This is a genomic window from Streptomyces sp. NBC_01264, from assembly GCF_026340675.1.
GTDB lineage: Bacteria > Actinomycetota > Actinomycetes > Streptomycetales > Streptomycetaceae > Streptomyces.
The window spans coordinates 354,936-380,788 of sequence record NZ_JAPEOX010000002.1 but is presented as its reverse complement, the minus strand read 5'-3'; the positions used below and the strand labels follow the sequence as shown (position 1 = coordinate 380,788).

Genomic DNA, 25,853 nt, shown 5'->3' with positions numbered 1-25,853 from the left:
GCGGGTGGACCACCTGCGCGGATCGGCCTCAGCAGGCCTCGGTCTCGTCCGCCAGGTGGCGCAGTACGTCGGTGGGGGACTGGCGCCGGGCGAACACGGCCCGCTGTCGTGCGGCGGACGAACCGTTGCGCAGCATGTCGCCGAGGGTCCGCGCGACGTGGTCGTAGTCCCCGGCCGCTTCGAGGTGCGGACCGAGGAGGTCGACGAGCTGCCACGCGAGGGTCGCGGCCGGCACTTCCGCGCCGGTGAAGGGGTCCAGGCCCGTGCCTTCGAGGCCGTCCCGCGCCGCGCGCCAGCGCGCGAGCCGCAGTCCCCGGTCGGAGACCGCCGGGCTGGTGATCATGCCGGGGTCCTCTGCCGCGAAGTGGGCCACCAGAGCCCTGGACAGGGCTGCCTGGAGGAGGGCACCGTCCAGGCGGGGCGACATGTCGGGGGCGCGGAGTTCGAGGGTGGGCCAGGCCGCGCTGGGGCGGAGGTCCCAGTAGACCATTCCCTCGTCCAGTGCGGCGCCGGAGTCGATCAGGCTTCGTACTGCGCCGTCGTACCCGGCCGTGGACAGGAAGTGCGGCGGCAGCCCGGCGGACGGCCAGGACGACCAGGCGACCGTCCGCCAGCTCGCGTGTCCGGTGTCGCGTCCGTTCCAGAACGGCGAGCCGGCCGCCAGGGCGACGAAGGTGGGGATCCAGGGGCGCATCCGGTTGGAAGCGCGCACGGCGGTGTCCTTGTCGAGCGTTCCGACGTGGACGTGGCGACCGCACTGGACGAGGTTGTCGGTCAGCGGACCGAAGAGGGCCTGGCGGGTCTGCCGCCGCTCCCTGTCGAGGTTCAGAGCCAGCGGGGAGGGCGGGGCGAGCACCGGGGAGGCCGAGGCGACCAGGCGGTAGCCGCGGGCACGGGCGGCGGTGGCGAGGACGCGGCGTGCGTCGGTCAGGCTGTCGCGCAGGCCCTCGAGGGTGTGGTGCACCGGGGTGGCCGTCTCCACCTGGTAGAGGGTGCCCTCCCCGTGGAAGGCGTGGCCGGAGTCCGCGACGTCGGCGAGGATCTGGGGGGCGGCGGGTACCAGCTGCCAGGTCCGGGCGTCGAGGAGGAGGTACTCCTCCTCGACGCCCAGCGTCAGGGTGGGCGCCGGACGGTCCGCTGCGCGGAGCAGGGGGGTGCGGGGGAGGGGAGTCAGCGTGCCGGTACCCGGCAGGGGAGACAGAATTCTGGTGTTCAACGAATTCTCGCCAATCGGACGGGCCGGAACGGCACGGGTTTCCGGCGTTGATGGGGCCGACAGGCCGGCCGCACGCCGCGGTGTGGCGGCCCGGCCGGGATTCGGGGGACCGGAGTCCCGGCCGGGCACGTTCCCATGCTGGTCCGGCACGTGCCGTCGGGGCTCCACCGATCGGCGGGCCCGGGCGGTGGATGCGGCTACAACGACCGCCAGTGCGCACCGGGCCACACCACGGCGAAGGCCTCACCGACGACGGCACCGTCCGGTATCGAGCCCCCGTGGCCGTTGTCGAGGTGCGCACGTGAATCCGCCGAATTCCCCCGGTTGTCGCCGAGTACGAACAGCCGCCCGGGCGGAACGGTGACGCGGAACGGAGCGGCGGCGCGGGCCGGCCCGGAGGGCGTCCCGGGCGGCGGATCGGCCGGCACGCCGTCGACGCGCACGCGCCCCTGCGCATCCCCTTCGACGGTGTCCCCACCGACCGCGACGACGCGCTTGATCAGGTTCCGGCCGTCCGTGCTGGGCATGAGCCCGAGCGCGGCGAGCACCCCCTGGCCGGGGAATCCGCCGGAGCGGGGGGTGACGTCGTGCTGCAGCCAGCCGCCCGGGTCGGTGAAGACGACGACGTCACCGCGTGAGGGAGCGCTCCCGGTCCATCGGCTGAACGTGTCGACGAGGACCCGGTCACCGACCCGGAGGGTCGGATCCATCGAGGCGGAAGGGATCGCGAAGGCCTGCGCGACGAAGGTCTTGAGCAGCAGCGTCAGCAGGATGCCACCGCACAGGATCGCGGCGAGGCGGCGCGGGACCCGGCCCGCACGGCGCCTGCGCACCCTGCGGGCCAGGCGACGCCGTTGCGCCCTGCCGGGCCGCGGTGCCACGGGGCGGGGCCCGGCGGCAGAAGAGGATCCTGCTCCTGCTCCGGGGCTGTCAGCGGTCCGGCGCCGACGGCCGGAAGGGGCGGTGAGACGCATGGCGGGGCCAAACTGCCGGCAGAGCCGACGGACTGCGAGGGCGGACACAAGACGTGTCCAGCGTGCGACCCGCAGGGTTAACGGGACGCTGGCGCCGCCCCAAGGCGTGCCCTGCGCCGGTGCGGGCTCAGGGGCGGCGCGGGCTCAAGGACGGCGGCGCGTACCGCCGGACGGTTGCTCGGCCCGGCGGCCACGCCCGGCGGACGCCGGAGCCGCGGCGGAGGAGCCGGTGACGGGCGGCAGGGAGATCCCGACGCAGGTACCCGCCGGCCCCGAGTCGATCGTGAGCGTGCCGAGGGCGGCCTCCGTGCGCACGCGCAGCGAGGCGAGCCCGATGTGTCCGTCGAGCAGCTTGTCCTGGGGTTCTCCCGGGGCGATGCCGTGGCCGTCGTCGCGCACCTCCAGCCGCCACACGCCCGCCTCGTCCGTCAGGGAGACGCTGAAACGGGTGGCCTGCGCGTGCAGCACGACGTTGTTGAGGAGTTCGCGGGCCGCCGTGAACACGATGGCCTCGCGGGGGTCGGGGTGCCGCGCATCGTGGTCGACGGTCACCACGCACTCGCCCTCCAGGCCCGCCCGCGCCACCGTGGTGTCGGCCAGCAGCTCCAGCACGTGCCCTATGCCCGTCGCCTCCAGAGTCAGCGGGTGCAGTTCGGCGGTGAGGCACCGGAGCTGCCGTGCGATGTCGAGCAGCCTGACCCGAGCCGTGGCGACGTCGTCCGGTCCGCCGAGCCGCCGAGAGGTTCCCAGCTCCAGCCGTACGGCCAGCACGGACTGGAGCGGACCGTCGTGGAGCAGCTCCGCCAGGACGGCACGCTCCCGTTCCTCGGCGGACATGACCTCCGCCAGCAGCTGCGCCCGCTCGCAGGTCAGCTGGTCGATCCGTTCGGACCGCTCCTGGTGCTGCCGCGCCACGGCCAGGCACGCGAGGCAGGTCAGCAGGAACAGGGCGAGGACCGCGACGGTGTTCTCGTCGGTGCGCACCCGCAGCCGTGTGTCCGCTGTCAGTAGTACCGCGTACGTGGCGAGACAGACACCGGCGATGGTGGCGGTGTGCCGCACCGGGAGCTGGAATCCAGCGGACATCGGTACCAGGAACAGGGCGAGCGCGAGCGCGGGTGCCCCGTCCGAGATCAGTTGGAGGACGACCACGACCGCCAGGTCTCCCCACAGCAGTGCGGCGGCGAACCTGGTGTAGGGGCGCAGCACCGGCAGGCGGGGGCGGGCCGCCAGCGCCGCCGCCACGAGGGCGCCGTAGCCGGCGACCAACCCGGTCTCGGGCCACGGCAGAGAGAAGCCGCCGGACCGTTCGAGTGCGCAGGCCAGCACGAGGACGGCCAGGAAACCGAACCTGAGCCAGGCGGCGATCCGTAGGAGGTCCGCGAGGTGCCAGGTATGGACGGCGGCCAGTCCGCCGCCGGAAAGGGTGCCCGCGGTCCGGGTGCGGAGCGGGGGCTCGGATGCGTCGTTCACAGGACAATCCCGGATGTGGGGGACCGCTATCGACTGCCCGGAGGAGCGCTCGGACGTGCTCCCGTGGTGGTGTTCCGTGGCGGGGGCCCGTGACCGCGACCGGAGGGCCGCGGCCGGATTGCCCTCGTGACCGCTAATCGAGGATCCCCCGCCGCATGGCCTCCGCGACGATGGCAGCCCGCCCCGATACTCCGAGCTTGTCGCAGACGTGCTGGATGTGGGTCTTGACCGTCGACGGTGCCAGGTACACCGAGCGGGCGATGTCCGGGGTGGACATCCCCGACGCCAGCATCTTGAGGATCTCCTTCTCCCGCTGGGTCAGATGCGGGTCGCGTATCTCGGTGCGGGTACGGATCTCGGAGATCAGCCCCGCGGTGAGCCGCGGAGGCAGCACCGGATCACCCTGGTGACATGCTTTGACGGCCTGCACGATCTCGTGGGGTTCGACGTCCTTGGTGAGGTACCCCCAGGCTCCGTCCCGCAGCGCCTGGTACACGGTCGCGTTCTCCGTGAAGGCGGAGAGGATCAGCATCCTGGTGGAAGAACCGGACTGGACCGCGGACCGGGCGACCTGGGCACCGTCGAGGCCCGGCATGCGGTGATCGAGGACGGCGACGTCGGGCTCGTCCTCGATGATGCCGGACAGGGCTTCCTTGCCGTCCTGGCAGACGCGGACGACGTCGAGGCCCTCGTCGGACTCCAGCTCCCGGTGCACCCCGTTCCGGTAGACGGGGTGGTCATCCGCGATCAGGACGCGAATGCGCGACCGGGGCGTGGTGTTCATGTAAAAAGCCTCCGTAGGGTGATGACGCCCCATCCTCTCCGCCACCACCCGGAGCCGGAGGAGGCATACGGGCAGCGAATCGGCCGATACGAGTCGACCCCTTCGGGGGATTGACAAATACCCCATCGGCGTAGTGACTTCGACCCTCGTGATTTAGCCGGCGAAACGGTCACGTCCGTCCGCGTGGTGACTGCCGAGCGAGGCCGACCGTACCCGGACGAGCCATCGCCCCCTTCTTCGGCGCACCGGTCGGACCGCCCGAGGGCGCGTCAGACAGTCCCGAATGGCTGCCCTTCCGGCGCCTGTGCCGGACGCGCGTACCTCTGAGGATGTCCTGCGATGCACCATCGGAAAGACGGACGAAAGGCCCGCACATGGGAAGCGGAAAGCGTCGAGCTTCACGCAAGTTGGCGTGGATCGGAGCGGTGCTGTTTGCACTACTCGCATCCACACTGGCACTTGAGTATGCGAAGGCGGAAACCAAGGGGGCGGCAGCTCTTCCGGCGACTCCTGATTTCAAGAACGGAAGCTTCGAAAATCCGGCTGTCAGTGTGGAAAGGCATCCGGCAATGCCGACGGATTGGACGGCTTGGGTTTCCGGGGGAGAGGGTCCGATCATGACCCATGGGATATATTCGCCGAGCGATGAGTTTCAAACCGTCGTGGTGCGCAGCGGCGGTATTATGCAGAAGTTTAATATGGTGGGTAAAGAGCTGCGCTACAGTTTCGATGCGCGCTCCGCCTATGGTGGCGTGCCGCAGGATCTCACTTACCTTGCGGGGGCGGATTGGCGACAGAGTAAAACCGTGCAAGTGCCGTGGAACAAGTGGGAACACTTTTCTGGCATCACCGCGGACAGCGGCGGCGGCATCATGGCATTCAAGTCGGCGCCCGGGCAGGAAATAGCAATCGACAATGTCAAGGTCGAGTACCTTCCCGAGGTGGAAGGTGCTTATCCTGCGAGCGCCCCGTCCCTCAGCGTCGATAAATCCGTAACGATGACCGCCGATGTAACTCAGACTGGTGGCGGGCCAGGTCATGCAGCCTTCCTCGAAGTGCAGCTTCCAGCGGGAGTCAAATATGCGGGCTCCGCGAAAGTTGGTCGCGTCCAGGGCAATGACGTGAACTTCGCGGATGTCACTGCCAAGGTCGCTGGAAAAAAACTCACGATCCCGATTGGCAGCACACCCGGAGGGTCGGGGGGGGAGATTAGGCTGGGTGAGCGCTACAGAGCTGAGTACACGGTACAGGTCGACCAGGTGAGCGATCTGCGCGATACCGGAAGTGAGGTCCTGCCATCGAGCCTGTTGGTCAATGGCGGGTCGAAGTGGCTCAGTTCGGCCGTCATTGTGACGCCTCGCGCTGATGTCGGGTTCGATGGTGGTGGCTTCACCAATGAGAAGGGATATCAGGTCGGCGACAGGGCCGATGTCGACCTCGTTGTGAAGAACAATGGCCCGAATAATGCGCAGAACGTTGTCATCAATGTCGAAAAGCCGACCGGTTTTCAGGATTTCAAGCCGATCGCGCCACTGCCGCAGGGTGTTACCTGCAGCGAGGGGGGCGACACCTACGAGTGCAAGCTCGGATCGCTGGCAGAACATGGATCGAGCAAACTCACCTTCTCCGGTGAAGTGAAAAACTCGGGCTCTCTCAAAGTTGAAGCCAATCTCACGTCGAGTACCATCAACTTGAAGAGGAAGAATATTTCTGCTACCTATTCGACCACCTCGAGTAATCGTATCGACCTTGGTGTCAAGGCTGAAATTCAGAAAAATGACGGTGTCTCGCTCCCGGTGGGCAGTGTGGTGAAACCGGGCGACAAGCTAAAGCTCGTCGTGAAGGCCGACAATGCCGGGCCTGCCCGCACGCAGAATTTCCGCGTGGATCTGCCGCTCCCTGCCGGCGTCAAGCTCGATGAAGGCGTGGACGGCTACGACAAGACGACCGGAATGTGGGCTGTGGGCTTGATGGAGCCCCAGAAGGATGCGACTTTGACGCTTCCGGTTACCGTTCTCGCCGATGAGAGCAAGGTTGCCCTCAGAGCGGAAGTCGATCCGGAGTCGTACAAAAATTTGGAAGAGGTCGAACTCGGGAACAATGTTTCCCAGACCTCCGTGGACATCGAGCGAAGCGCCACGTTGAACGTGGGTGTTTCGGTCGTGCCTCCTGCCGGTGATCCGAAGGACTACACGCCCGGTGACGAGGTCACGTACAAGATCGCTGTTTCGAACGACGGCCCGTCCAAGGCCTCGATGGTGAAGATCTCCCACGTCCTGCCCACGGCGATGAAGATGGAGGAGTGGACCGGTCCGGAGGGCACGTCGTACACGTCCAAGGACGGCACGTGGACCGTCCCCGGTATCGATTTCAAGCAGACGGCCGACTTGACGGTAAAGGGGATCGTTCCCACCGACCAGGAGAAGACTCTGTACCGGGTGTGCGTCACAGGCGCCGACATCCCTGACCCGCGTGGTTACGGGCCCTGCGACGACTCGAACAAGACCGAGGGTCACGTGGCCGTGAACGAGCTCAACGTGGTGCAGCTGGCCGCCGCCGACCTCACGGTCACTCCGGATGCCGGCACGGGCAGCCGTCCGCTGCCCGGCGAGAAGGTGTCGTGGACCGTGAAGACGGCAAATCCCGGCGTGTCCAAGGCACAGGGGCTCGAGATCGAGGTTCCGGTTCCTGCCGGGGTCGGGGACTCCGAGGCGACGCCCGGGTCGAACGGGGGCACGTACGAGGACGGTCTCTGGAAGCCGGCGGATGTGCCGATCGGTGGCCAGGCCGTCATCAAGATGACCGGTACGGTGCTCCCCGACCACGACAAGCTGGACTACCGGGCCACCCTGAAGCAGTCGAAGACGCCGCTGGACGAGAGTAAGGGCAGCAAGATCGGAGACTCGGTGGAGAAGAGCGTCGACGTGCAGCAGGTCGCGGGCCTCGACGTGTCCATCGCGGCGGTGGACGGCAAGGATGCCGTCAAGGTGGGCGAGCAGGCCAAGGTGAAGGTCACGGTCGCCAACAAGGAGGGCCCCTCGACGGCCCGCAATACGGTCGTCGAGGTCGGCATGCCGACGGTGAACGGCCTCACCCACGACGGCGGCGCGGACTTCAACGGTGAGCCGGGCGGTGAGGGTTTCGGGACCTGGAAGGTCGGAGACCTGAAGGCCGGGGAGGAGAAGTCACTGACGCTCACCTTCACCCCGGCGGAGGCGGAGGAGCTCCGGTTCGACGTACTGGCGGCGCGCTCGGACGCCGCCAACCCCCAGGAATGCCAGGACATCTGCGGCAGTACCAGCGTGAAGGTCACGGCCGACAAGCCCGATGACCCCGATGACCCCGGTAACCCGGATGACCCGGGCAAGCCCGACGACCCGGGCAACCCGGATGACCCGGGTAAGCCCGGTGATCCGACCCCGCCGCCCGGCGACGGGCAGAACCCGCCCGCCGACGACGGCGGCAAGGGAGACGACGGTGGTAAGTCGCTCGTCGACCAGGTCCTGGCGTCCACGGGCAGCAACGCCCTGTGGTGGGGAGGCGGGGCCCTGGGTGCGGCCGGCATCGGCGCGGCCCTGATGATCGCTGCCCGGCGCCGCCGCTGACCCGCTGCTGCGTGGACCGCGCACGGGCCGGCCCCGGAAGGGCCGCCCCCCTCCACCAAGGAGGCGGGGCGGTCACTTCCGGGGCCGGCCCGTGCCCGGTCGGAGGCTCAGCCGGCGGCCGAACCGTCGTTCCACTGGCTCCAGTCCAGGTTCCAGTCGCTCAGCCCGTTGCCCGGCTGGACGGCTGTGCCGCCCGAGTTCTTGACGATCACCACGTCACCGACCAGGGAGTTGTCGTAGAACCACGCGGCCGGGGTGTTCGGGTCCTTCCCGCCCTCGACGTCGCTGAGCCCGATGCAGCCGTGGCTGGTGTCCTCCTGGCCGAACACCTGCGGAGCCGCCCAGTAGTTGCCGTGGACGAACGTTCCCGAATCGGTCAGACGCATGGCGTGCGGCACGTCGGGGATGTCGTACTGAGGCTTGCCGTCCGGGCCGAGCAGCCCGACAGTGGCCCCGTCCATGGCGGTGGTCAGGCTCTTAGAGGAGATCACCATCGTGCCGTCGTACGTCGCGTGCTCGGGCGAACCCGCGGAAACCGGCAGCGTCTTGAGGGGGGTGCCGTCACGCACGACCGCCATCGTCTTCGCGGCGACATCGACCGTCGAGATCTGGGAGCGCCCCACAGTGAACTCTTCCGAGCTGTTCTGGACGCCCATCGCGGCCGGTCCCGCGGACACTCCGCCTAGGGCCAGCTGCACGTCGACCTTCGAGCCGGGCTGCCAGAACGCCTCGGGCCGGAAGTCGAGCCGGTTCGGCCCGAACCAGTGGCCGAGCACCTGCTGGCCGCTAGTGGAGGTGACCTTGATGTGCTGCTGGACCGTCCCCTGGTCGGCCACGGCCACCGGCTTGTCGAAGGTGACGGAGACCGGCATGCCGACGCCCACCGTGGACGAGTCGGACGGCGTCACCGTGGCGTGCAGCACGTCGGACGCCGGCACGGTCGTGAAGGACGCGTCCTGGGTCACCGCAGTGCCCGATGCGCCGCCCGCCAGGGCCGCGGCGTGCACGGTGTACGCGGTCCCCGGGGCCAGCGTTCCACCGGAGGACCAGTGCGTCCCGTCCGGCGAGAGCGCGCCCGAACCGTCGGCGCCTCCGGCGGCCGGGTCCATCGCCACCGACTCCAGGTGCCCGCCGCTCACGGAGACCGAGGCGTTCTGCCCGGGAGCGACCCCGGTGGCTCCGTCGGGCGGGTTGAACGAAATGCGCGCCGACTGGTGCGCGGCCGGGCCGGCGGCAGCGAACGTCCCGGCGCCGGAGCCCCAGGGCAGGGTGAGGGCCGTGGCCGCGGCAGCGGCGCACACCCCCGCCGAGAGCACGGCTGTCATGGTCGAGGAGGGCTTCTTCATACGTGACTCCGACGGGTTCTGCGGGATGTTCTGCGGGATGTGGGGAGACCGGGACGCCGCAGGACGTCAGGGCGCGGTCGTCGAGGGGAAGGAGAAGCCGTACCCGTGCTGGGTGAACCAGGGGAGCAACTGCGTGAGGGCCGCGACCGTCTCGGACCGGTTGCCGCCACCGTCGTGGAACAGGACGACGGGCCCGTTGCCGAGCTGCTCCTTCACGGCGGAGACGATCTGGTCCGTACCCGGGCGGCTCCAGTCCTTGGGGTCGACGTTCCACCCCAGCGGGCGCAGACCGTGCGACGCGGCGAACGCCCGGCTGGCCGGGGTGAAGGCACCGCCCGGAGCCCGGTAGTACTGGGCCTTCGCGACGCCGCCCGCGGCTGCGTCGATGCTGTTCTCCCCGCCGAGGATCTCCCCCTGCTGGTACGCGACGCTCTTGTGGTCCATCGTCATGTCGTGGTCCACGGAGTGGTCACAGAGCCGGTTGCCGGCCTCCGCGACCTCCTTGACCAGAGACGGGTACTTCTTGGCGTTGTTGCCGATCATGCAGAAGGTGGCGTGGGCGCCGTTGTCGTGAAGGACCTTGAGGACCTGGGGAGTCCACTCGGGACTCGGCCCGTCATCGATGGTGATGTCGACCGTACGGGGCCCGCCCTGCGAGGTTTTGGTGAAGCTGTTCGGGATGACCTGCGGGGTGGCGGCGGCGTCCGCCGAGGGGCTCGCGGCGGTGGCGGCGGGCGGCGGGGTCGCGGGAGCGGCCGAGGCCGATGTGGCGCCGCACGCCAGCGCCCCGAGCGCGAGTGCGGCCGTCGCGGCGAGGGCGGGAATCCGGAAACGCGGGCTGGCGGTCGTACGGGGCATGCCGGTGCTCCTTGCGGGGGCTCGAACGGGGGTGATGTCCCCATCGTGTCCCGACGGCCAAGCGAACGGCCTCCACCGATCGGCCCACTCGGGCGGGGGATGCCGGGGGCTGCCGCATCCCCCGGGCACGGCGGCCCACCGCGGGGCGATCGGAGGGTCTTTCGGAGGATTCGGCGCGGGCGGACCGCCCGTACTTTGCGCTCATGAGCGATCGATCATGCGATGCGTGCGGGGTGCCCTTTCGGGGCAAGGCCGGCTACCTGGCCGCCGGAGCACTGTGGCGGCGCGGACACTGGCTGCCGCGCAGGCTGCTGCTGTGCGAGGAATGCTTCGAGGCCGGGCGGGGGCGCGACAACCCCGACCCGGGCGGCCTTCCCGTCACCTGGCGCGCCCTCGCGGGGCGCGGCACGCGTCTGCCCCCCTCGCCGTGCGCCGAGTGCCGTCAGCCGGTCATCCGCAACGACGATCCGCTGCTGCTGCGGACGTTGTGCTCGCACGCCTGCGCCACGGCCCACCATCGCAGGCCGGCAGCCGCCGGAGCCGTGGGGGAGGAGGTGTCCTCCGCAGCGCGGACTCCCTTGCTGCCGCCGGTGATGGAGCGGGTGCAGATCGCCGTCCGGCTGGAGAGGCGGCTGCTGGCCACCGCGCGGATCGCCGCGTCGTCCCGGGGCCAGGGGCTCTCCCGCTACCTGGAGGCGCTGATCGCCGCCGATGCCCACCGCACGGCGTCCGGCCCGGCCCGCCAGGCCGACCCGGAGGACGGTTGAGGGGTGCGGATCACGGTGCGCCGGCAATCGGTGCGGGGTGCCCCGGGCAGGACTCGAACCTGCGGCCAAGCGCTTAGAAGGCGCCTGCTCTGTCCACTGAGCTACAGGGGCTGGGCGGCGGAGGGCCCGAGCCGGATGGCCCCGTGCCGCTCCGCAACCCTACTCAGGGGCCCTGTCGCCACCGTGCGGTGCGCCGGGCCCTCCCCCTGTGCGCCGCACCTGCCGGAGGGCGAAGCTGGAACGGCAGGAACCGTCCGGACGGCGGAAGGAAGGGCCGTGGGACCTCTCCCGACCGGCCCCGGCACGGGCCCCACCGGGCCCGGAGCGGCCGGGCCCTCGAAAGGAAGCAGCCTGGCGCGCGCGTTCCGGGAAGCCGACGCCGAGGACGTGTCGTCGCTCTCCTCGTGCCTGCGCGTGCTCGAAGGCATGAGCTGCACCGCGGACTACAAGGCCGAGCTCGCCCGACGCCTGTCCGCCGCATCCGGTGACCGGGTGGCCGACGTCGGGTGCGGCCTGGGGTTCGACGTCGTACGGACGGGCCGCCGCGTGGGAACCCGCGGGCTCACCCTCGGTGTGGACAGCAGTACGGAGCTCCTGGCTCGGGCACGGGCCCTCGCGCCCGCCGACATGCCGCAGGTCCGCTACGCGGTCGGCGACGCGCACCGGCTCCCCCTGGCCACAGGCGTCCTCGACGCGGCCCGCGTGGACCGCGCCCTCCAGCACGTACGCGACCCCGCGCAGGTGGTTCGCGAACTGGCCCGCGCCGTGCGGGCCGGAGGCAGGGTGGCGTGCGCGGAGCCCGACTGGGAGACCTTCACGGTCACGGACGACGACCGGGACACCACGCGTGCCGTGGCGCACGCCTGGTGCGCGGGGTTCCGGCACGGCTGGATCGGCCGGGAACTGCCCGCCCTGCTCGGTGCGGCCGGGGTGCGGGACGTCAGGCTGACGGGCCACCTGTTGACAGCGCGGGGCTACGCGGAGATCGACGCGGTGTTCGACCTCACCGGTACCGTGCGGGGGCTCCTGTCCGGGGCCGGCGACGACCGCGAGAGGCTGGAGCAGTGGCGGCAACGCGTGCTGCACCGCGACCGGGCGGGCACGCTCATGGCCACGGTGACCGTGTTCTGCGCCTCCGGGAGGGTCCGGGGGCCGTGACGGTGGGGGAGGACCGGATCCGCCGGGAGGCTCCGCCGGTCGGCGGAACCGGAAGATCCGCGACGGAACCCATGCTGGGGCGGTCACTCCACCGCCGCGCCCGCCCTGCGGGCCGAGGAAGGCAGGTCCCCGGTGAGCACGCCCGACGAGAAGCAGAACCCGGCGGCGCCCCCGGCGCCCCCGGCGCCACCGGCGACCGACCCAGTCCCCCACACGGCGGCGGACGTCCCGGAGCCTCAGGCCTCGAAGGCTCCGGCCCCGGCCCCGGCACCGGCGCCGGAGCCCCCGGCGACGGAGGCCGAGGCCCCGGCCCCGACCGCGCACGGCCCTGCGGCCGCCCGCCCGCCCCTGGTGGAGGCGGGCGCCAACGCCCCTGCCACCGCTCGCCCGGCTGCGGAGACTGCTGCCGGGGAGGGCCGCGCCACGGCGAGTCCGGCCCCCGATGCCCCGGCCCCCGGGAGCCCGGGCGGCAACGCCGCGACGTGTGTCACCGCCGCCGCGCTCTGCGCCCCGTCCCGCGTGCCGGCCGGGGCGCCGGACCCGAAGACCGATCGGGCCGCTGCCCCGGCTCCGGCCCCGACGGCCTCCACGGCCTCCACGGCCTCCACGGCCTCCACGGCGCGCACCCCGTCCGGGCCGACGCCAGGATCCCCCGCCCCCGGCGCGACCTCGCCCGGCGCCACCGCGCCGGGCCCTCCCGCACCCGCCGGCAAGCGGCTGAGCACCCGCAACCTCGTGGTGGCCGGGCTGGGCGCCGCGCTGCTGGTCGGCGCGACGGGCGGCGCGGCCGGTGCCCTCGCGGCCGGTGCCGGGGCATCCGTGGAGGCCCGGCACGCCGGCCCGGCGTCGTACCACCGGTCCGGCAGCGGACAGGACGCGGGCCCGGTTCCAGGGGTCGCCGCAGAGGCCCTGCGCAGCACGGTCACGATCGACGCCACCCGCCCCGGTGTCCATTCGGTCGGTGCCGGCTTCTTCTTCGACTCCGCGGGCCACATCCTGACCAACGCCCACGTCGTCGACCCGGGGGGCAAGCCCGCCAAACTCACCGTGACCTTCGCCGACGGCTCCACCAGCCCGGCCACGGTCGTCGGCGCGACCCCCGGCTACGACATCGCCGTCCTCAAGCTCGGCGGTCCGCACCCGGCCGCGGTTCCGCTCGCGCTCGGCAACTCGGACGAGAGCGAGGTGGGGGATCCCGTGGTGGCGGTCGGCGCCCCCTTCGACCTGTCCGGAACCGTCACCTCCGGCATCCTCAGCGCCCTGGACCGTCCGGTGACCACCCAGAACGGCACGGCTACCGCCTTCTTGAACGCGCTGCAGACCGACGCGCCCATCAACCCCGGCAACTCGGGGGGGCCGCTGCTCGACGACGCCGGCCAGGTCATCGGAGTGAACTCCGCCATCAGCGGGGTCCCCGCGGCAGAGGGAGGTCCCGCCGAGAGCGTCGGACTGGGCTTCGCCGTTCCCATCAACCAGGCGAAGTGGGTTGCCGACAGCCTTCTCGAACAGGGCAAGGCGCACTACGCCGAGCTCGGCCTCAAGGTGAACAACGGCTACCGGGGCAACGGGGTGCAGATCGTGGCGGAGCCCACGAAGGACGCCGCGCAGGCGATCACGCCCGGAGGTCCCGCGGACAAGGCGGGTCTGCGTCCCGGGGATCTGATCACCGGGTTCGACGGCCGTCCCGTCGACGGGGTGCCCGCGCTGATGGGCGCGGTCTGGGCGCACCACCCCGGTGACCGGACCACCATCACGTACAAGCGGGAGGGGACCGCCCACACCACGACGCTGGTACTGGGCGACCGGACGGGCGACGCCTGAGGACGCTCCCCATGGCCGGGCGCCCCGCCGGACAGGCGGGACGCCCGGCTTCCGGATGTCCGCCGACGGCATGCGCATCCGGCGGTGCCGACGCAAACTGGAATTGCCCGACACCGCCCAGGGAGGGTGAGCCATGTCCGCTCCGACCGTTCGCCTGACACCCGACGGATACGTCGTGTCCTGTGACGCGCTGGCAGGCATCGAGGGGCACGGGCCCACGGAGACGGCGGCCTGGAACGACTTCTGGCGAGCCCTGCACACGGCCTGGCACCCGACCGGCGGACCCGGGGAGCACGGCCGCGGCAAGGGCTCGCTGCACGCGTCCGCGGCGAAGGCATGGAAGGAGACCGTGCGCCGGCTGAGCCCCTGACGCCATGGGCGACAGGGGCAGTGGCGGGTGCGGTTGCGGGAGAGTGCCGTACGCGCGCTCAGCGCGTCACGGTGTGCCGCGCGGTCCGTTCCGAGGTCTGCAGGAGCCAGGCCGCGTGTTCGGCGGTACGGAACGCCTCCTCGAGGGCGGCCAGCCGGCCGCGGCCCTGGTCCAGTACAGCGGTGACGTCCGCAGACAAGCGGGCCCGCTCTGCGGCGGACGGACCGGCCCACAGGGCGCGGGCCTTGACGAGGTTCGGCCGGAAGCTGTCCACCACGTAGCGGGCGATCGAGCCGTACGTGCGGGAGATCCCCCGGGCCGGCTCCACTGTGGGGCCGGCACCGGTCAGGATCGCCCGGGAGAGATCCCGGGCGGGGCGCAGGGCGCCCGAGTCGCGATTCAGGTCGGAGACGAGGCGGACGATGGCGGACGTGGGCTCGCCGTAAGCGATGTCCAGGAGCAGGAACCGCTCGAGCCACCGCTTGCGGGGGGACGGACCGTCTCCCGCCGAGCGGCCCGGGTAAAGGGCGAGCTGCTCCAGGCGCAGGCTGTCCGAGGTGAAGGCGCGGGCGAGATCCTCGATCTCGACGAGTGCTTCGGCGAATACCGACGCGGGCTCGGCCCCGGCGGACTCAGGACACGGCATGGCCGTGGCCCCATGTCTGCTTCGCCCCGCGGACGGCGGCGTCGCTGCCGGGTGAGGTGGAGTACGGACAGGTGGGTCCGTGCGTGCACATGTGTTTCCCTCTCGTGTACGGGACCGGGGTCCCCCGTGGAACGTGGAGGCACCCCTCCGGAACCCGGCGTGCCGGCACGACCGGCGGATCGGGGAGGGAACCGGTCAGTTCGCCTGCGGTCCGTCCTGCCGGCCGCGGCCCTGCCACGGAACGCGGCGGGGTTCGCCCGGCGCCGTGGCGGTGTGGTTCCCGTGCAGGTCCGCCAGGGCCTGCAGCGCGGCGGCCGTCGCCGGGTCGCTCATGTCGCGCATGCACTGGGCCATGCTCAGGAGGGCGCGGCGCATCTCAGCGCAGTCGCCTTCCCGCCGGGCATGGTCGAACCAGATCAGCGAGAACTCGGCATGGTCGGCCGCGTCCAGAGGAGACCTCTTGTCCATACGGTGACAGTACGAGGGGCGCAGGCACCGCCGACTGGGCCGATCAGACCCGCTTGAGGGGGAGCGGCGGACCCCCCGGCTGGGGGAGCGGAGCCCCGCCACGGGGTCCGTGCGCACGCTGAACGGCCCGTCGGGGCGCCCTCTGCCCCAACGGGCCGATCGGCGGCGGTGCCCGGCTGGAAAGCGGCGGACAGTGGTGCGCATGCGCACTTTCCGACGTTCCATCGTGCTGATCGCCCTGACGTGCGGGAGCGCGGCACTCCTGGTCGCCTGCGGAAGCTCGCAGCACCCGGAAGCCGTCACCGGGCCCGAACAGCAGGGACTGGCGAAGCTTGTACGCCTCTCCGCCGAGCGGGTGATGACCGCCGACACGGTGGCCGCGGCGAAATGGGGAACCGCGCAGCCCATCGACGACCCGGCCCGGGAACGGGCCGTCCTCGATGCCGCGACCTCGCAGGCTGCCGAACGCGGGATCGACCGGGCCGATGTACAGCGGATCTTCGAGGGCCAGATCACGGCCAACAAGACCGTTCAGCGCGCACTGTACGCGGCGTGGGAGAGCGCCCCGGCGCTACGGCCCACGGCCCGCCCCGACCTCAGCACGGAGGTGCGTCCGGTCCTGGACCGCATCGACGGCGACCTGCTCACTGCGATCCAGGAGGCCCAGCCCCTCCTGAGCAGCCCCGGGTGCGGGGTGGCGCTCGACAGGGCGAAGGCGGCGACGGCAGGCCAGATGGACCTCGACGCCCCGCACCGGATCGGTCTCGACCAGGCCCTGGCCGACGCGTGCGTGGTCCGCCCGCGGTAGCGGCGCGGGCGGACCCGGACTCGGCCGTCAGCCCGCCGTGAGCGAGACGTGGTCCGTGTCGGTGCGCAGGGCCACCTTCCGGCCGGCGACCGGGATCGTGCAGCCCTCGGTCGCGCTGCAGCTCGCGTAGCCGACCGCCACCTCCGCCTCGCCCGCGCCCGTCGCCCGGATCGCCAGCTTCGTGGTCACGGGCCCGTCCGGGTAGACCGGCACGGGACTGTCGACGCCGGGGACGGTGATGGTCCGTACGGCCGCGTCGGCCTGCAGGGCCCCGGAAGCGGCGGCGGTTCCGCTGACGCGGATCTCGGTGGGCCGGCCCACCCCCTCGATGCCGTCCGCGGGCAGGTCGGTGCTGTAGAGGTGATATCCGGGTTTGTCCGGGGTGAACGTGGCCACCAGGGTGCCCGAGGACGCCTTCCAGTCGGAGACACTGAGCTTCACGGTGACGCCGTTCTCCTTGAACTCGGCGACGGCAGCGGGATGTTCGGGCTGCTGGTCCTGCTCCTGTCCGCACCCGGTGAGGGCGGTGCCCGCGAGCAGGAGACCCGCCGCGGCCCGGGCCGCGCAGCGCCGTGCCGCTCGGCCGGGACTGCCCTTCGGGTCCGTACCGGGGCGTGCGTCAGGTGCGTGTCGTATCACGTGTCGTTTTCCTCTGAGGTGGATGGTGCGGAAGCAGCCGGGCTTCGCAGTGGGGCCGATGAGGCGCCGACGAGGGGCGGGGGCCCGTTGCCGGTCTCCCGTCGGCCTCGCGACGCCGGGCGCGCGCTCTCTCGCCGCGCCGGGTCATCAAGCCCACTTGCGGAGGAACGCGCCCAGGCCGTCGTTGGTGAGGGGGGGATTTCCGGTCGAGTGGGTCTCGGTCACGACCTTGCCGTTCCCGTCCAGGATGACGAGGACCGGCATCTTGTAGGCCTCACCGGTGCTGGGGGAGTACTTGCGCAGCACGTCGAAATTGGAGTCGATGTCGGCTTTGACCACGTGGTAGGACGAGTCGAGGATCCCCCCGACCGTGCTGCCGCCGAACACCTTGTCGGCGGCCTTGCAGTTGCCGCACCAGTTGGCCCCGAAGTCGATCAGCACCTTCTTGCCGTCGGCCTTGGCCGCGGCGATCGCCGCCTTGACGGCCGACGAGACATTGGCGCCCTCCCGGTAGCCGGGGGTGAAACCGGAGGAGCCCTTCGCCGAGCCGCCCCCGGTGGGGGTGCTCGTCTTCGGCGCCGGGGCAGGCTTGGACGCCGCGGGCTTCGAGGGGCTCTTGGCTGCGGGCTTCGCGGCGGCGCCGGCGGGCGCTGCGGCCGCGGCTGCGCGGGCAGCTGCCGAGGCGCTGACCGAGGCGGACGGGGTGGGGGCGGCGGAGGTGCCGGCGGAGGCCGACGGGGTGGGAGCCCCGGACTCGAGCACCGTCACGGTGCCGGCCGGGCTCTCCGGAGCGGACAGGTCCGGGGCCGAGAAGGCGGCCGCGTTCTCGGTGTGCTCTCCCTTCCCGGCATTGGCGCCGCACGCGGTGGCGAACGCTGCGGTGGCCACCGTCAGGGAGACGGCGGAGAAGCGGACGAGCCCCGGTATGCGGTAGGCGCGCTGTCGGCGGTGTGCGGCCATGACGGTGTACCCCTTGTCAGTGCAGACTTCTCCGTGGCCGGGAGGAGGCCGACGGAGCGGCCGGAACGGACCCGGCGTCAGGTCTCCGACGGGAAGTGGATCTAGCCGTTCTGGCCGATCGCGAGCCTAGGGCTGCCGACGGGGTTCGAGGCGGTTCTGATGGTTCGCATCAGGAGCCCTTAAGGAACTGCGCAGGTTCGCATCGCCTTCCGTGGTCCGGAGTGAGCCGTGCGCACACCCGTCGTCGCAGAGGGTGGCGGGCGACGCCGGGGCCGCCGCGCGGCAGCCGTCCGTGCGCCGTAAGGTGGCCGGAGGTCGTGCCGCACGGGATTCCCGGTGCGGGCGGTGCGGGCCGCCCCGGCGGCCGGGGGGGGCCTCGCCTTCCGGGAAGGGAAGGAGGCGGCGATGCGCATCGGAGTGTCCGGCACCCACGGTACGGGGAAGACGACCTTGGTCGAGGAGCTGTGTGCGGCGCTGCCCGGGTACATGGCCGTGGAAGAGCCGTACCTCGTGCTGGAGGAGGAGGGGTACCCCTTCGCGGACCCCCCGACGTCCGCGGACTACCGGGCACAGCTCGCCCTGTCCGTGCAGCAGCTCGGTTCCGGTGCCGCCGATGTCGTTTTCGACCGGACACCGGCGGACTTCCTCGCCTACCTCGTGGCGTGCGGTCGCTCCGTCGAGGGAGAGGTCGACGAGGCCGGGCAGCAGGCGTTGGAGTCGGCCATGTCGAGCCTGGACCTCCTGGTGCTCCTGCCGGTGACGCCCGAGACGGAGCGGCTGTTGCCCGGGGCCGAATTGCCGGGCCTGCGGGGCAGGATGGACGAGGCCCTCGCGGAGATCCTGCACGGAGATCCGCTGGACGCGTGGGAGCGGGTGCCGATCCTGGAACTCGCAGGCCCGCTGGATCGCAGGGTCGAGGCGGTACTGGCGGCCTTGGCGGGTCTGGCCTGATCTGTCCCGGTATCGCTCTTACCGGCCAGTAGGGCCATGATGTCCGTGCTGCTCGGACCCGCGTCCGCCGGTCACAGGGTCAGCTGTCCGGGCACCACCAGGCCGGCGGCGGTGATGCTGTCCTCCACGGACTCGAGGTACGTGGGACCCCACAGCCGGTAGACCTCCAGGGCCCGCAGCTGTCCGGCCTCGCTCAGCGCGGACCACACGGTGCTGTCGAAGCACTGCTCCAGGCCCACAAGTGCCTGCTGTTCGGTCCGCAACTGGGCCATGAACTCCCCGACCCAGGGCCAGTCGTCGTCCCCCGCCCCGAGCAGGACGTCCCGGTACTTCTTCGGCATGGCCGTCTGGAAGTCGAGCAGCCGGTGGAACTCGCCCACCGCGGCCGCGGCGCGCAGCTCGCAGCTGTGCACCTGGAACCACAGCAGCACCCCCTCGAACCCGAGGTACCGCGTCTGATGCGTCTGGTCCAGGTTCGCCCAGTGCATGCGCGTCGTCGCGTAGTTGCCCTCCAGGAAGGCGTCGGTCTCCTTGGACAGGGCCTCGACGACGGAGTTCCCGCTCTCGGCTCCACCACGACAGGCCAGCAGGTGGATCCTGTCGTACGCGGCGAACTGCGGGCCGAGCACCCCGCCGCACACGTGCCGGGGGCCCGTGCACAGAGCCGGGTTCGTGCAGAGCCACATCGGGCCCGGCAAGGTCATCAACTCGCCCTTGCATTCGCTGAAGTGCGCGTACACCGTGGAGAGCTCGAAGTCGGTCACGGGGAAGAACTGTGCGTTGGCGACCATGGCTCCGCTCCGGACCCGGGGCGCAGGCGCCCCGGCTGCCCCGGAGAGGCCCAGCTGGATCTCCGTGGTCGCCAGGGCGGTACCGGGATCGGCGTAGGAAACGAGGCTGCGCCCGGCCGGGACGCGGGCCCGTGCTCCCAGGGAAGGGGTGCTGCCGTGGGCCATGAGGAACAGATCGGGCATGAGGTGGTTGCCTTTCGTGTCACGTGCGGTGGAGAGCGGTCTTCGTGCCGGTGGTGTCGGGGTGGGCCGGGACCCGCAGGTCGGGCAGGGACCAGGCGCCGCCCGCGATCGCCAGGCAGACCGGTACGAGGAGGAGGAAGCCGGTGCGCAGCGAGGTGTGCTCCGCGACCAGGCCGATGGCCACCGGCCCGAGCAGCAGCCCGCAGTAGCCCAGGGTGCCGGCCCGGGCGATGGCCGCCGTCGCGTGTTCGCCGCCGGTGAGACCGGCCAGGGAGAAGGTCAGCGGTACGACGACGCACACCGCGGCGCCGACCAGGACGAGCCCCGCCACCGCGAGCGGCGCGCTGGACGCGGCGACGAACAGGGCGAACCCGGCCGCACCGGCCAGTCCCGCACCGGTCAGCAGCAGCCGGGCGCCGCAGCGGCCGGTCAGCCGGTCGCACAGCAGCCGTCCGCCGAGCATGGCCAGTTCGAAGGCGGGGTAGCCGAGGGCCGCGACGGCTTCGGAGGCCCCCAGCCCGTCATGGAGGTGCAGGCCGCTCCAGTCGGCGACCGCCCCCTCGGCGAGGAAGGCACAGAACATCAGGGCGCCCAGCACGAGCACGGGCCGCGGCAACCGCGCCCGGCGGGCACGTCCCCCGGCGGCGGCCGGGGAGGGAGCCTCGGGCAGGAAGTGGGCGGCCGTGTGCACGGCCGGTACGAGGGCGATCACGGCAGCCAGACCGACCGAGGGCGTGAAACCCAGTCCGGCGGCGGCGAGTCCGGACCCGAGGAGGCCGCCGACCACCGCACCCAGGCTCCAGCCCGCGTGCATCCGGCCCATCAGCGGACGGCCGCCGACCCGCTCCAGGTACGAGGCCTGGGCGTTGGCCGCCACGTCCACGAGACCGAACAGGCCCCCGAACAGCAGGCCCCCCGCCAGGAGGAAGCCGAAACCGGGGGCGAAGGCGAGCAGCAGCAGACCGGCCACCGAGGCGGGGACGGCCACGCGCAGCACGCGGTGGCTGCCGTACCGGCCGAGGAGCCGGGTGGAGAACTGCATGGCCACCAGCGCTCCGAGCCCCCAGGCGAGGACTTCCAGGCCCACCTGGGACTCGGTCAGGCCGAACTTGTCCCGCAGTGCCGGAATGCGGACCACCCAGACCGCGCTGACGGCGCCCATCAGGCCGAAGGTGGTCATCGTGGCGAATGCGGCGCGGGCGAGCCGGGCTTCGGATGTCATGGGGGGCGTTGCCTTTCGGGGGAACGAGTGGGAACGAGGGGGAGCGACCGGGGGTTCGGGGGCCCGCGGCGGTCAGGCCGCCGAGCCCATCAGCCGGCTGATGCCGCGGCGCGACAGGTAGACGGCGAGACCGGCCAGGGCGGCCACGGCGCCCTCCACCGCGACGGCGGGGGTGTCCGCCAGGTTCACGTGAGCTATGGACAGCAGGCCCGTCACGGAGTCGCCCGCCGTGACCGCCAGGAACCAGACGCCCATCATCTGGCTGCAGTACTTGCGCGGTGCCAGCTGCGTGGTGGCGGACAGTCCCACGGGGGACAGGCTCAGCTCGCCCAGGGTCTGCACCAGGAAGATGATCACCAGCCACCAGGGACTGACCCGTGCCCCGCCCGAGGCCAGGTGCATGGGGACCAGGAAGACCAGGAAGGAGACGCCGATCAGCAGCAGGCCCATGCCGAACTTGCCCGCGTTGCTGGCCTGTCGACGGCGGCGAGCCAGGTGCAGCCACAGCCAGACGAAGACCGGAGCCAGAACGATGATGAACACCGGGTTGAGGGCCTGGTACCAGGAGCCCGGGACGGCGAACCCGCCGATCGTCGCGGAGGCGCTGGTCTTGGCGAACGCCAGCAGTGTAGATCCGGCCTGGTCGTAGATCATCCAGAACACGGCGGCGGCGACGAACAGCCAGATGTATCCGCGCAGCTTCGCCTGTTCGTCCGCCGTCAGGTTGCGGTCGCGCTTCATCCGTACCAGGACGGCGACGGGTACGGCCAGACCGATCACGGTCAGGGGCAGCAGGGCCCAGGTGAGGGTGTAGTGGCCGGTGGCCGACACCGCCGTGTAGAAGGCGGCGACGACGGCCAGGACGGCGAGCGTCCTGCGGGCCAGGGAGCGGCGTTCAGCCGTGCTGAGCGGGTGCGGAACACGGCTGCTGGCCTCGGCCAGGTGCTTCGTGCCGCTCAGGTACTGGGCCAGGCCGAGCGCCATGCCCACGCCGGAGAGGATGAAGGCCAGGGCCCAGCTCACCGTCTCTCCGACCGTGCCGATCACCAGGGGGGCCAGCAGGCTGCCGATGTTGATGCCGACGTAGAAGAGCGTGAAGCCGCCGTCGCGCCGGGGGTCGTCGAGGCGCGGGTAGAGGTGGCCGACCATGGCCGACACGTTCGCCTTGAGCAGGCCCGAACCGATGGCGACCAGCGCAAGGCCGATGAGGAAGGCCGCGGTACCGGGCACGGCGAGCACGAAGTGCCCGATCACGATGATGACGCCGCCGACGGCCACGGTCCGCCGGGCTCCCCAGACCCGGTCCGCGAACCATCCGCCGGGCATCGTCATCAGGTATACGACGGCCAGGTAGACGGAGTACACGGCGGTTGCCGCGGCCAGGGTCATCCCCAGGCCGCCGCCGGGCAGGTGGGCCGTCAGGCCGGCGTGGCCGCCGGAGATCAGGTAGAAGACGAGCAGGGCGCGCATGCCGTAGTAGCTGAAGCGCTCCCACATCTCGGTCATGAAGAGGGTGGCCAGGCCCCGCGGGTGGCCACGGAAGCCGCTGCCCGAGGCGGACGGCCGGGCCGGCGACGGTTGCGTCAGGGGGAGGGACATCGTGCTCCTCGGGGGCCGCAGTGACGCCTCTGCCCCTACGGACCGGCCTCGAGGGGCGGGTCGCACGGGGTGGGCGGGGGCCTGTGGGGCCTGTCCGCCAAGTCTGTGCGTGGGGCGCGGCACCGCCGATCCCCCGGTCGACGGACCGGCCGGTGGACGGTCACCTCACCCGCAGGCACGGGAGGCCTCCCGGGAGCACCTGCCCGGGAGGCCGTGAGGGAAGTCCCGCCGGGGCTGCCCGGAAGGTCAGTAGGGACGCTGCCCGGGGCCGGTCCACGACGCTTCGCCGCCCTCATCGGCGGGCCAGGAGTGGAGCGCGTACTGCTCGTCCAGCTCGTCGAGGAGCAGCTCCTCGTGCTCCCCGTCGGTGAATTCGCACAGGGCCGTGCGTCCCAGCCAGGACTGGTCGAAGGAGAGGATCAGCAGGTGGTCGCTGCCCCCGTCCTCCTTCTCGATCCGCTCCCAGACCTGTCCCGGCGCCGCGGTGACGTACACGTAGCCCTCGCAGTACGCCTGGCACGCCAGGCGCAGCGCCCGGTCGGGCGGGATCAGGTCCTGTTCCACCAGTCGGTCCCGGTACCGCTCGACAAGTGCCGCGGCGCGGGCCTGGCCCAGTGCCACGTCGATCCGCGTGCGCTTCCTCACCGCAGCTCCGTCGGCAGGGTTCCGGCGGGGTCTACGGGCATCGTGCGCACCAGGTGGCCCCAGACGGCCATGCGGAACTTCGAGGTGTACTTCGGGGTGCACGTGGTCAGCGTGATGTAGCGGCCGGGACCCGAGTAGCCGGAGCCCTTCGGCACGGCCTGGAGGATCCCGGTGTTGTCGATGGAGGTCTTCGGCAGGACCTTGTCCATCGTGTAGACGTACCAGGTGTCGCGGGTCTCGACGACCGCCGTGTCGCCCGGACGGATCCGGTCCATGTTGTGGAACTTCGCCCCGTGCCCGTCCCGGTGCGCGGCCAGCGCGAAGTTGCCGGTGGTGTCCCAGGGCCTGGCGGCATCGGTGTACACGCCCGCCACGCCCTTGTCGAGGACGCTCTTGGCCGTGCCGGGCTTGATGAGGACCGGGTCCCTGCTCATCCGGGGCACGTACAGGAAGCCGATCGCGCTGCCCGGCGGCGGCGTGCGCCCCTTCGCGGTCGTGCCCTCCTGCTTCCATTGCGCCCGCAGATCCGCGGAATTGCTCTGGGCCTTGCGGTTCGCGAAGTAGTCCGTCCCCCACACCGAGTAGGCGGTGTACAGGCCCAGGAGCAGTCCCAGTACGCACAGGAACACACCGAGCCGGCCGGCGACCGAGCCGCCCCGGCCTGCCGCGCGGCGCGGAGCCGCCCGTCTGCGCGGGGCGGTGGCGGGGCGCGCCGCTTTGCCGCGTGGTGCGGCCCGGTGCGTGGTGCGGCCGTCCGAACGGTGGGTTCGGGGGGAGGGCGAACGAGGCATGTCGGTTCCTTGGAGCGGTACTGCCCGGTGGGCGTGCAGCACAGGTGGTCCTCCGTACGATGCGTCCGGCGATGCCCCGGCCGCAGCCGCCTCCGGGGTAGACGTCCGGGCAGCGTGCGTGCGCATCCGGCCGGAGGGGTGCCTGGCCAGGGTCCGGCAGGAGGGTCCGGCAGGGGCGGCCGGCAGGAGGGGACGGCCCGGAGCGGTTCCGGCTGGGGGAGGCGCTACGGAGCCGCGGCCACGGCCGCCCGGGTCAGTGGTTCAGGGCCGCGGTCATCATCCGTGCCGCCACGGGCGCGGCCAGCCGTCCTCCGGAGACCTCGGAGCGGGCGGCGGCGGAGTCCCGGATCCATACCGCGACGGCCACCTGCCGGTCGCCCTTGCGACCGTACGCGGTGAACCAGGCGTACGGGTTCCCGCTGTTGCCGACGCCCCGCTGGGCGGTGCCGGTCTTGCCGCCGACCTCCGCCCCCGGCACGCGGGCCGCCGCGCCGCTGCCCTTGCCGACCACGGTCTCCATCGCGCTGCGGAGCTGCTCGGCCGTCTGCGGGCTGATCACCTGGGAGGTGCCGCCCCGGGGAACGCTCAGCACCGGGCGTCCGCCGTGATCGGTGACCTCGGAGACCAGGTACGGTGCCGCCAGCCTGCCGTCGTTCACGATGGCCGCCGAGACCATGGCCATCTGCAGGGGAGTCGCGGTGACGTCGAACTGCCCGATGCCGGTGAGGGCGAGCGAGGACTCCGTCATCGCCGACGTGGGATACACGCTGGTGGCGGCCCGGACGGGGAAGTCCTGCCGGGGCTCGTCGAAGCCGAACTTCCGGGCCATGGCGAGCATCTTCGGCTGCCCCAGGTCATGGGCGACGTTCGCGAACACGTTGTTGCACGAGTACCGCAGGGCCGTGCGCAGCGTGGCGTTGCGGCAGGGCGCGGACGCGTCCTCGTTGGGCAGGGGGGTCCGCGTGCCCGGCAGGGTGTACGGGAGGGGGCTGCGGGTCGGTGTGTCGACCGACGGGTAGAGCCCGTCCTCCAGCGCCGCGGCGGCGGTGACCAGCTTGAACGCGGAGCCGGGTGCAACGGGTTCGCGCAGCGCGAGGTTGGCCATGGCGCGGCCGCGGTCGGCGGACAACTTCTTCCAGGCCGCGGCCGCGCCGGGGCCGCCGCTGATGAGTCCGGGGTCGTAGGAGGGTGAGCTGACCATGGCCAGGACGGCGCCCGACGCCGGATCGAGGGCCACGGCGCCTCCCGAGGCACCGCTCAGGGCGGCGAAGCCGGCCCGCTGGACCGCGGGGTCGATGGTGGTCATCACCGCGCCCGGGGGGCCGGGGCTTTTCGTCAGCACGTCCAGGGGGGACTGCATGCGGGTGTCCGTGCCGTCCAGATCGCCCCGGTAGAGCCGCTCGAGCAGGGTGCTGCCGTAGAGCTGGGAGTCGTAGCCGGTCACGGGAGCGTAGAGGGGACCGTCGGCGTAGGTCCGCTGGTAGGCGAGGGGCCCCGACCCGGTGTGCTCCGAACCTGTCAGGGGCTGCCCGCCCGCGTAGATGTCGCCGAGGGGCCGGGCGTAGCGGCGCAGCGCGAACCGCCGGTTGTGGTCGTTGTCGGCCAGGGCCCCGGCGCCGGGGCCCTGGATCCAGGTGGCGCGAACGAGCAGGGCCAGGAGAAGGAGCAGCAGCAGCACGGCCGTGCGCCGGACCGTTCTGTTCACGTCAGGGGCTCCCGTCCGTCCCCGGCTCCGGGGCTCCTCGTGTCGCTGGTGCGACGAGGATGCCGTGCGGGGG

23 protein-coding genes and 1 tRNA gene are annotated in these 25,853 nt (G+C 71.7%); 7 read left to right on the top strand and 17 right to left on the bottom strand.

What is annotated here, in order from left to right:
- Nucleotides 1-28: 28 nt before the first annotated feature.
- The 4 genes from OG435_RS34670 to OG435_RS34655 all read right to left on the bottom strand — a co-directional run bounded on the left by OG435_RS34670 (nt 29) and on the right by OG435_RS34655 (nt 4,447).
- Nucleotides 29-1,216: a carboxylate-amine ligase gene (locus OG435_RS34670; RefSeq protein WP_266882993.1), complete on the bottom strand. Its 1,188-nt coding sequence runs from the start codon at nt 1,214-1,216 to the stop codon at nt 29-31.
- A gap of 197 nt (nt 1,217-1,413) precedes the next feature.
- Nucleotides 1,414-2,049: a signal peptidase I gene (gene lepB / locus OG435_RS34665; RefSeq protein WP_266882991.1), complete on the bottom strand. Its 636-nt coding sequence runs from the start codon at nt 2,047-2,049 to the stop codon at nt 1,414-1,416.
- Between the two features lie 285 nt (nt 2,050-2,334).
- On the bottom strand, nt 2,335-3,663 hold the full coding sequence (locus tag OG435_RS34660; protein WP_266882989.1) for a sensor histidine kinase: 1,329 nt from the start codon (nt 3,661-3,663) through the stop codon (nt 2,335-2,337).
- Nucleotides 3,664-3,796: 133 nt separating this feature from the next.
- Entirely contained in the window at nt 3,797-4,447 is a 651-nt protein-coding gene (locus OG435_RS34655) for a response regulator (protein ID WP_266882987.1), read from the bottom strand.
- Nucleotides 4,448-4,854: 407 nt separating this feature from the next.
- On the opposite strand from OG435_RS34655, the gene OG435_RS34650 reads away from it, so the two are divergent.
- The gene (locus OG435_RS34650; protein WP_266882985.1) at nt 4,855-8,052 is read left to right on the top strand and encodes a hypothetical protein; all 3,198 of its coding nucleotides are present in this window, start codon (nt 4,855-4,857) and stop codon (nt 8,050-8,052) included.
- Nucleotides 8,053-8,159: 107 nt separating this feature from the next.
- Here the strand turns inward: OG435_RS34650 and OG435_RS34645 are convergent, their stop codons facing one another.
- Both OG435_RS34645 and OG435_RS34640 read right to left on the bottom strand, forming a co-directional pair.
- Complete coding sequence (locus tag OG435_RS34645) at nt 8,160-9,398, bottom strand: L,D-transpeptidase (RefSeq protein WP_266882983.1); 1,239 nt, start codon at nt 9,396-9,398, stop codon at nt 8,160-8,162.
- 66 nt (nt 9,399-9,464) lie between these two features.
- The gene (locus tag OG435_RS34640; protein ID WP_266882981.1) at nt 9,465-10,256 is read right to left on the bottom strand and encodes a polysaccharide deacetylase family protein; all 792 of its coding nucleotides are present in this window, start codon (nt 10,254-10,256) and stop codon (nt 9,465-9,467) included.
- A 203-nt stretch (nt 10,257-10,459) separates the two neighbouring features.
- On the opposite strand from OG435_RS34640, the gene OG435_RS34635 reads away from it, so the two are divergent.
- Nucleotides 10,460-11,023 carry a hypothetical protein gene (locus OG435_RS34635; protein WP_266882979.1) on the top strand — a complete coding sequence of 188 codons (564 nt, stop codon included), beginning with the start codon at nt 10,460-10,462 and terminating at the stop codon, nt 11,021-11,023.
- A 38-nt stretch (nt 11,024-11,061) separates the two neighbouring features.
- Here OG435_RS34635 and OG435_RS34630 read toward each other — a convergent pair.
- A tRNA-Arg gene (locus OG435_RS34630) sits at nt 11,062-11,134 on the bottom strand.
- Between the two features lie 165 nt (nt 11,135-11,299).
- Between OG435_RS34630 and OG435_RS34625 the strand changes: the two genes are divergently transcribed.
- The 3 genes from OG435_RS34625 to OG435_RS34615 all read left to right on the top strand — a co-directional run bounded on the left by OG435_RS34625 (nt 11,300) and on the right by OG435_RS34615 (nt 14,372).
- Nucleotides 11,300-12,181, top strand: a complete 882-nt coding sequence (locus tag OG435_RS34625; RefSeq protein WP_266882977.1) for a methyltransferase domain-containing protein — start codon at nt 11,300-11,302, stop codon at nt 12,179-12,181.
- Between the two features lie 132 nt (nt 12,182-12,313).
- Entirely contained in the window at nt 12,314-14,002 is a 1,689-nt protein-coding gene (locus tag OG435_RS34620; protein ID WP_266882975.1) for a S1C family serine protease, read from the top strand.
- A 133-nt stretch (nt 14,003-14,135) separates the two neighbouring features.
- Nucleotides 14,136-14,372: a hypothetical protein gene (locus OG435_RS34615; RefSeq protein ID WP_266882973.1), complete on the top strand. Its 237-nt coding sequence runs from the start codon at nt 14,136-14,138 to the stop codon at nt 14,370-14,372.
- 58 nt (nt 14,373-14,430) lie between these two features.
- Here the strand turns inward: OG435_RS34615 and OG435_RS34610 are convergent, their stop codons facing one another.
- Both OG435_RS34610 and OG435_RS34605 read right to left on the bottom strand, forming a co-directional pair.
- Complete coding sequence (locus OG435_RS34610) at nt 14,431-15,018, bottom strand: hypothetical protein (protein WP_266882971.1); 588 nt, start codon at nt 15,016-15,018, stop codon at nt 14,431-14,433.
- A gap of 195 nt (nt 15,019-15,213) precedes the next feature.
- Nucleotides 15,214-15,486 (bottom strand): hypothetical protein, encoded by a 273-nt coding sequence (locus tag OG435_RS34605; protein ID WP_266882969.1) that lies wholly within the window; start codon nt 15,484-15,486, stop codon nt 15,214-15,216.
- Between the two features lie 202 nt (nt 15,487-15,688).
- On the opposite strand from OG435_RS34605, the gene OG435_RS34600 reads away from it, so the two are divergent.
- Nucleotides 15,689-16,294 (top strand): chorismate mutase, encoded by a 606-nt coding sequence (locus OG435_RS34600; protein ID WP_266882967.1) that lies wholly within the window; start codon nt 15,689-15,691, stop codon nt 16,292-16,294.
- A gap of 27 nt (nt 16,295-16,321) precedes the next feature.
- Here the strand turns inward: OG435_RS34600 and OG435_RS34595 are convergent, their stop codons facing one another.
- Both OG435_RS34595 and OG435_RS34590 read right to left on the bottom strand, forming a co-directional pair.
- A complete protein-coding gene (locus OG435_RS34595) occupies nt 16,322-16,933 on the bottom strand; it encodes a protein-disulfide reductase DsbD family protein (protein WP_266882965.1) in 612 nt (203 codons plus the stop codon).
- Nucleotides 16,934-17,080: 147 nt separating this feature from the next.
- Nucleotides 17,081-17,893 (bottom strand): thioredoxin family protein, encoded by an 813-nt coding sequence (locus OG435_RS34590; RefSeq protein ID WP_266882963.1) that lies wholly within the window; start codon nt 17,891-17,893, stop codon nt 17,081-17,083.
- 405 nt (nt 17,894-18,298) lie between these two features.
- Between OG435_RS34590 and OG435_RS34585 the strand changes: the two genes are divergently transcribed.
- On the top strand, nt 18,299-18,844 hold the full coding sequence (locus tag OG435_RS34585) for an ATP/GTP-binding protein (protein ID WP_266882961.1): 546 nt from the start codon (nt 18,299-18,301) through the stop codon (nt 18,842-18,844).
- Between the two features lie 71 nt (nt 18,845-18,915).
- Here the strand turns inward: OG435_RS34585 and OG435_RS34580 are convergent, their stop codons facing one another.
- The 6 genes from OG435_RS34580 to OG435_RS34555 all read right to left on the bottom strand — a co-directional run bounded on the left by OG435_RS34580 (nt 18,916) and on the right by OG435_RS34555 (nt 25,780).
- Nucleotides 18,916-19,818, bottom strand: coding sequence for a putative adhesin (locus OG435_RS34580; RefSeq protein WP_266882959.1), 903 nt, complete (start codon nt 19,816-19,818; stop codon nt 18,916-18,918).
- A 19-nt stretch (nt 19,819-19,837) separates the two neighbouring features.
- A complete protein-coding gene (locus OG435_RS34575) occupies nt 19,838-21,040 on the bottom strand; it encodes an MFS transporter (protein WP_266882957.1) in 1,203 nt (400 codons plus the stop codon).
- Between the two features lie 72 nt (nt 21,041-21,112).
- Nucleotides 21,113-22,639, bottom strand: a complete 1,527-nt coding sequence (locus OG435_RS34570; protein ID WP_266882955.1) for a peptide MFS transporter — start codon at nt 22,637-22,639, stop codon at nt 21,113-21,115.
- Nucleotides 22,640-22,885: 246 nt separating this feature from the next.
- Nucleotides 22,886-23,284 (bottom strand): hypothetical protein, encoded by a 399-nt coding sequence (locus OG435_RS34565; protein WP_266882953.1) that lies wholly within the window; start codon nt 23,282-23,284, stop codon nt 22,886-22,888.
- The gene (locus OG435_RS34560) at nt 23,281-24,075 is read right to left on the bottom strand and encodes a class E sortase (RefSeq protein WP_266882951.1); all 795 of its coding nucleotides are present in this window, start codon (nt 24,073-24,075) and stop codon (nt 23,281-23,283) included. Before OG435_RS34560 ends, OG435_RS34565 begins: the two co-directional genes overlap by 4 nt.
- A gap of 253 nt (nt 24,076-24,328) precedes the next feature.
- The gene (locus tag OG435_RS34555) at nt 24,329-25,780 is read right to left on the bottom strand and encodes a penicillin-binding transpeptidase domain-containing protein (RefSeq protein ID WP_266882949.1); all 1,452 of its coding nucleotides are present in this window, start codon (nt 25,778-25,780) and stop codon (nt 24,329-24,331) included.
- Between the last annotated feature and the right edge of the window lie 73 nt (nt 25,781-25,853).

Excerpts from the sequence above, each read along its gene's own strand:
- OG435_RS34570 (WP_266882955.1), bottom strand. The coding sequence starts at position 22,639 with ATGTCCCTCCCCCTGACGCAACCGTCGCCGGCCCGGCCGTCCGCCTCG.
- OG435_RS34605 (WP_266882969.1), bottom strand. The coding sequence starts at position 15,486 with ATGGACAAGAGGTCTCCTCTGGACGCGGCCGACCATGCCGAGTTCTCG.
- OG435_RS34590 (WP_266882963.1), bottom strand. The coding sequence starts at position 17,893 with ATGGCCGCACACCGCCGACAGCGCGCCTACCGCATACCGGGGCTCGTC.
- OG435_RS34600 (WP_266882967.1), top strand. The coding sequence starts at position 15,689 with ATGCGCACTTTCCGACGTTCCATCGTGCTGATCGCCCTGACGTGCGGG.
- OG435_RS34585 (WP_266882961.1), top strand. The coding sequence starts at position 18,299 with ATGCGCATCGGAGTGTCCGGCACCCACGGTACGGGGAAGACGACCTTG.
- OG435_RS34580 (WP_266882959.1), bottom strand. The coding sequence starts at position 19,818 with ATGCCCGATCTGTTCCTCATGGCCCACGGCAGCACCCCTTCCCTGGGA.
- OG435_RS34640 (WP_266882981.1), bottom strand. The coding sequence starts at position 10,256 with ATGCCCCGTACGACCGCCAGCCCGCGTTTCCGGATTCCCGCCCTCGCC.
- OG435_RS34645 (WP_266882983.1), bottom strand. The coding sequence starts at position 9,398 with ATGAAGAAGCCCTCCTCGACCATGACAGCCGTGCTCTCGGCGGGGGTG.
- OG435_RS34655 (WP_266882987.1), bottom strand. The coding sequence starts at position 4,447 with ATGAACACCACGCCCCGGTCGCGCATTCGCGTCCTGATCGCGGATGAC.
- OG435_RS34560 (WP_266882951.1), bottom strand. The coding sequence starts at position 24,075 with ATGCCTCGTTCGCCCTCCCCCCGAACCCACCGTTCGGACGGCCGCACC.
- OG435_RS34635 (WP_266882979.1), top strand. The coding sequence starts at position 10,460 with ATGAGCGATCGATCATGCGATGCGTGCGGGGTGCCCTTTCGGGGCAAG.
- OG435_RS34615 (WP_266882973.1), top strand. The coding sequence starts at position 14,136 with ATGTCCGCTCCGACCGTTCGCCTGACACCCGACGGATACGTCGTGTCC.
- OG435_RS34575 (WP_266882957.1), bottom strand. The coding sequence starts at position 21,040 with ATGACATCCGAAGCCCGGCTCGCCCGCGCCGCATTCGCCACGATGACC.
- OG435_RS34610 (WP_266882971.1), bottom strand. The coding sequence starts at position 15,018 with ATGCCGTGTCCTGAGTCCGCCGGGGCCGAGCCCGCGTCGGTATTCGCC.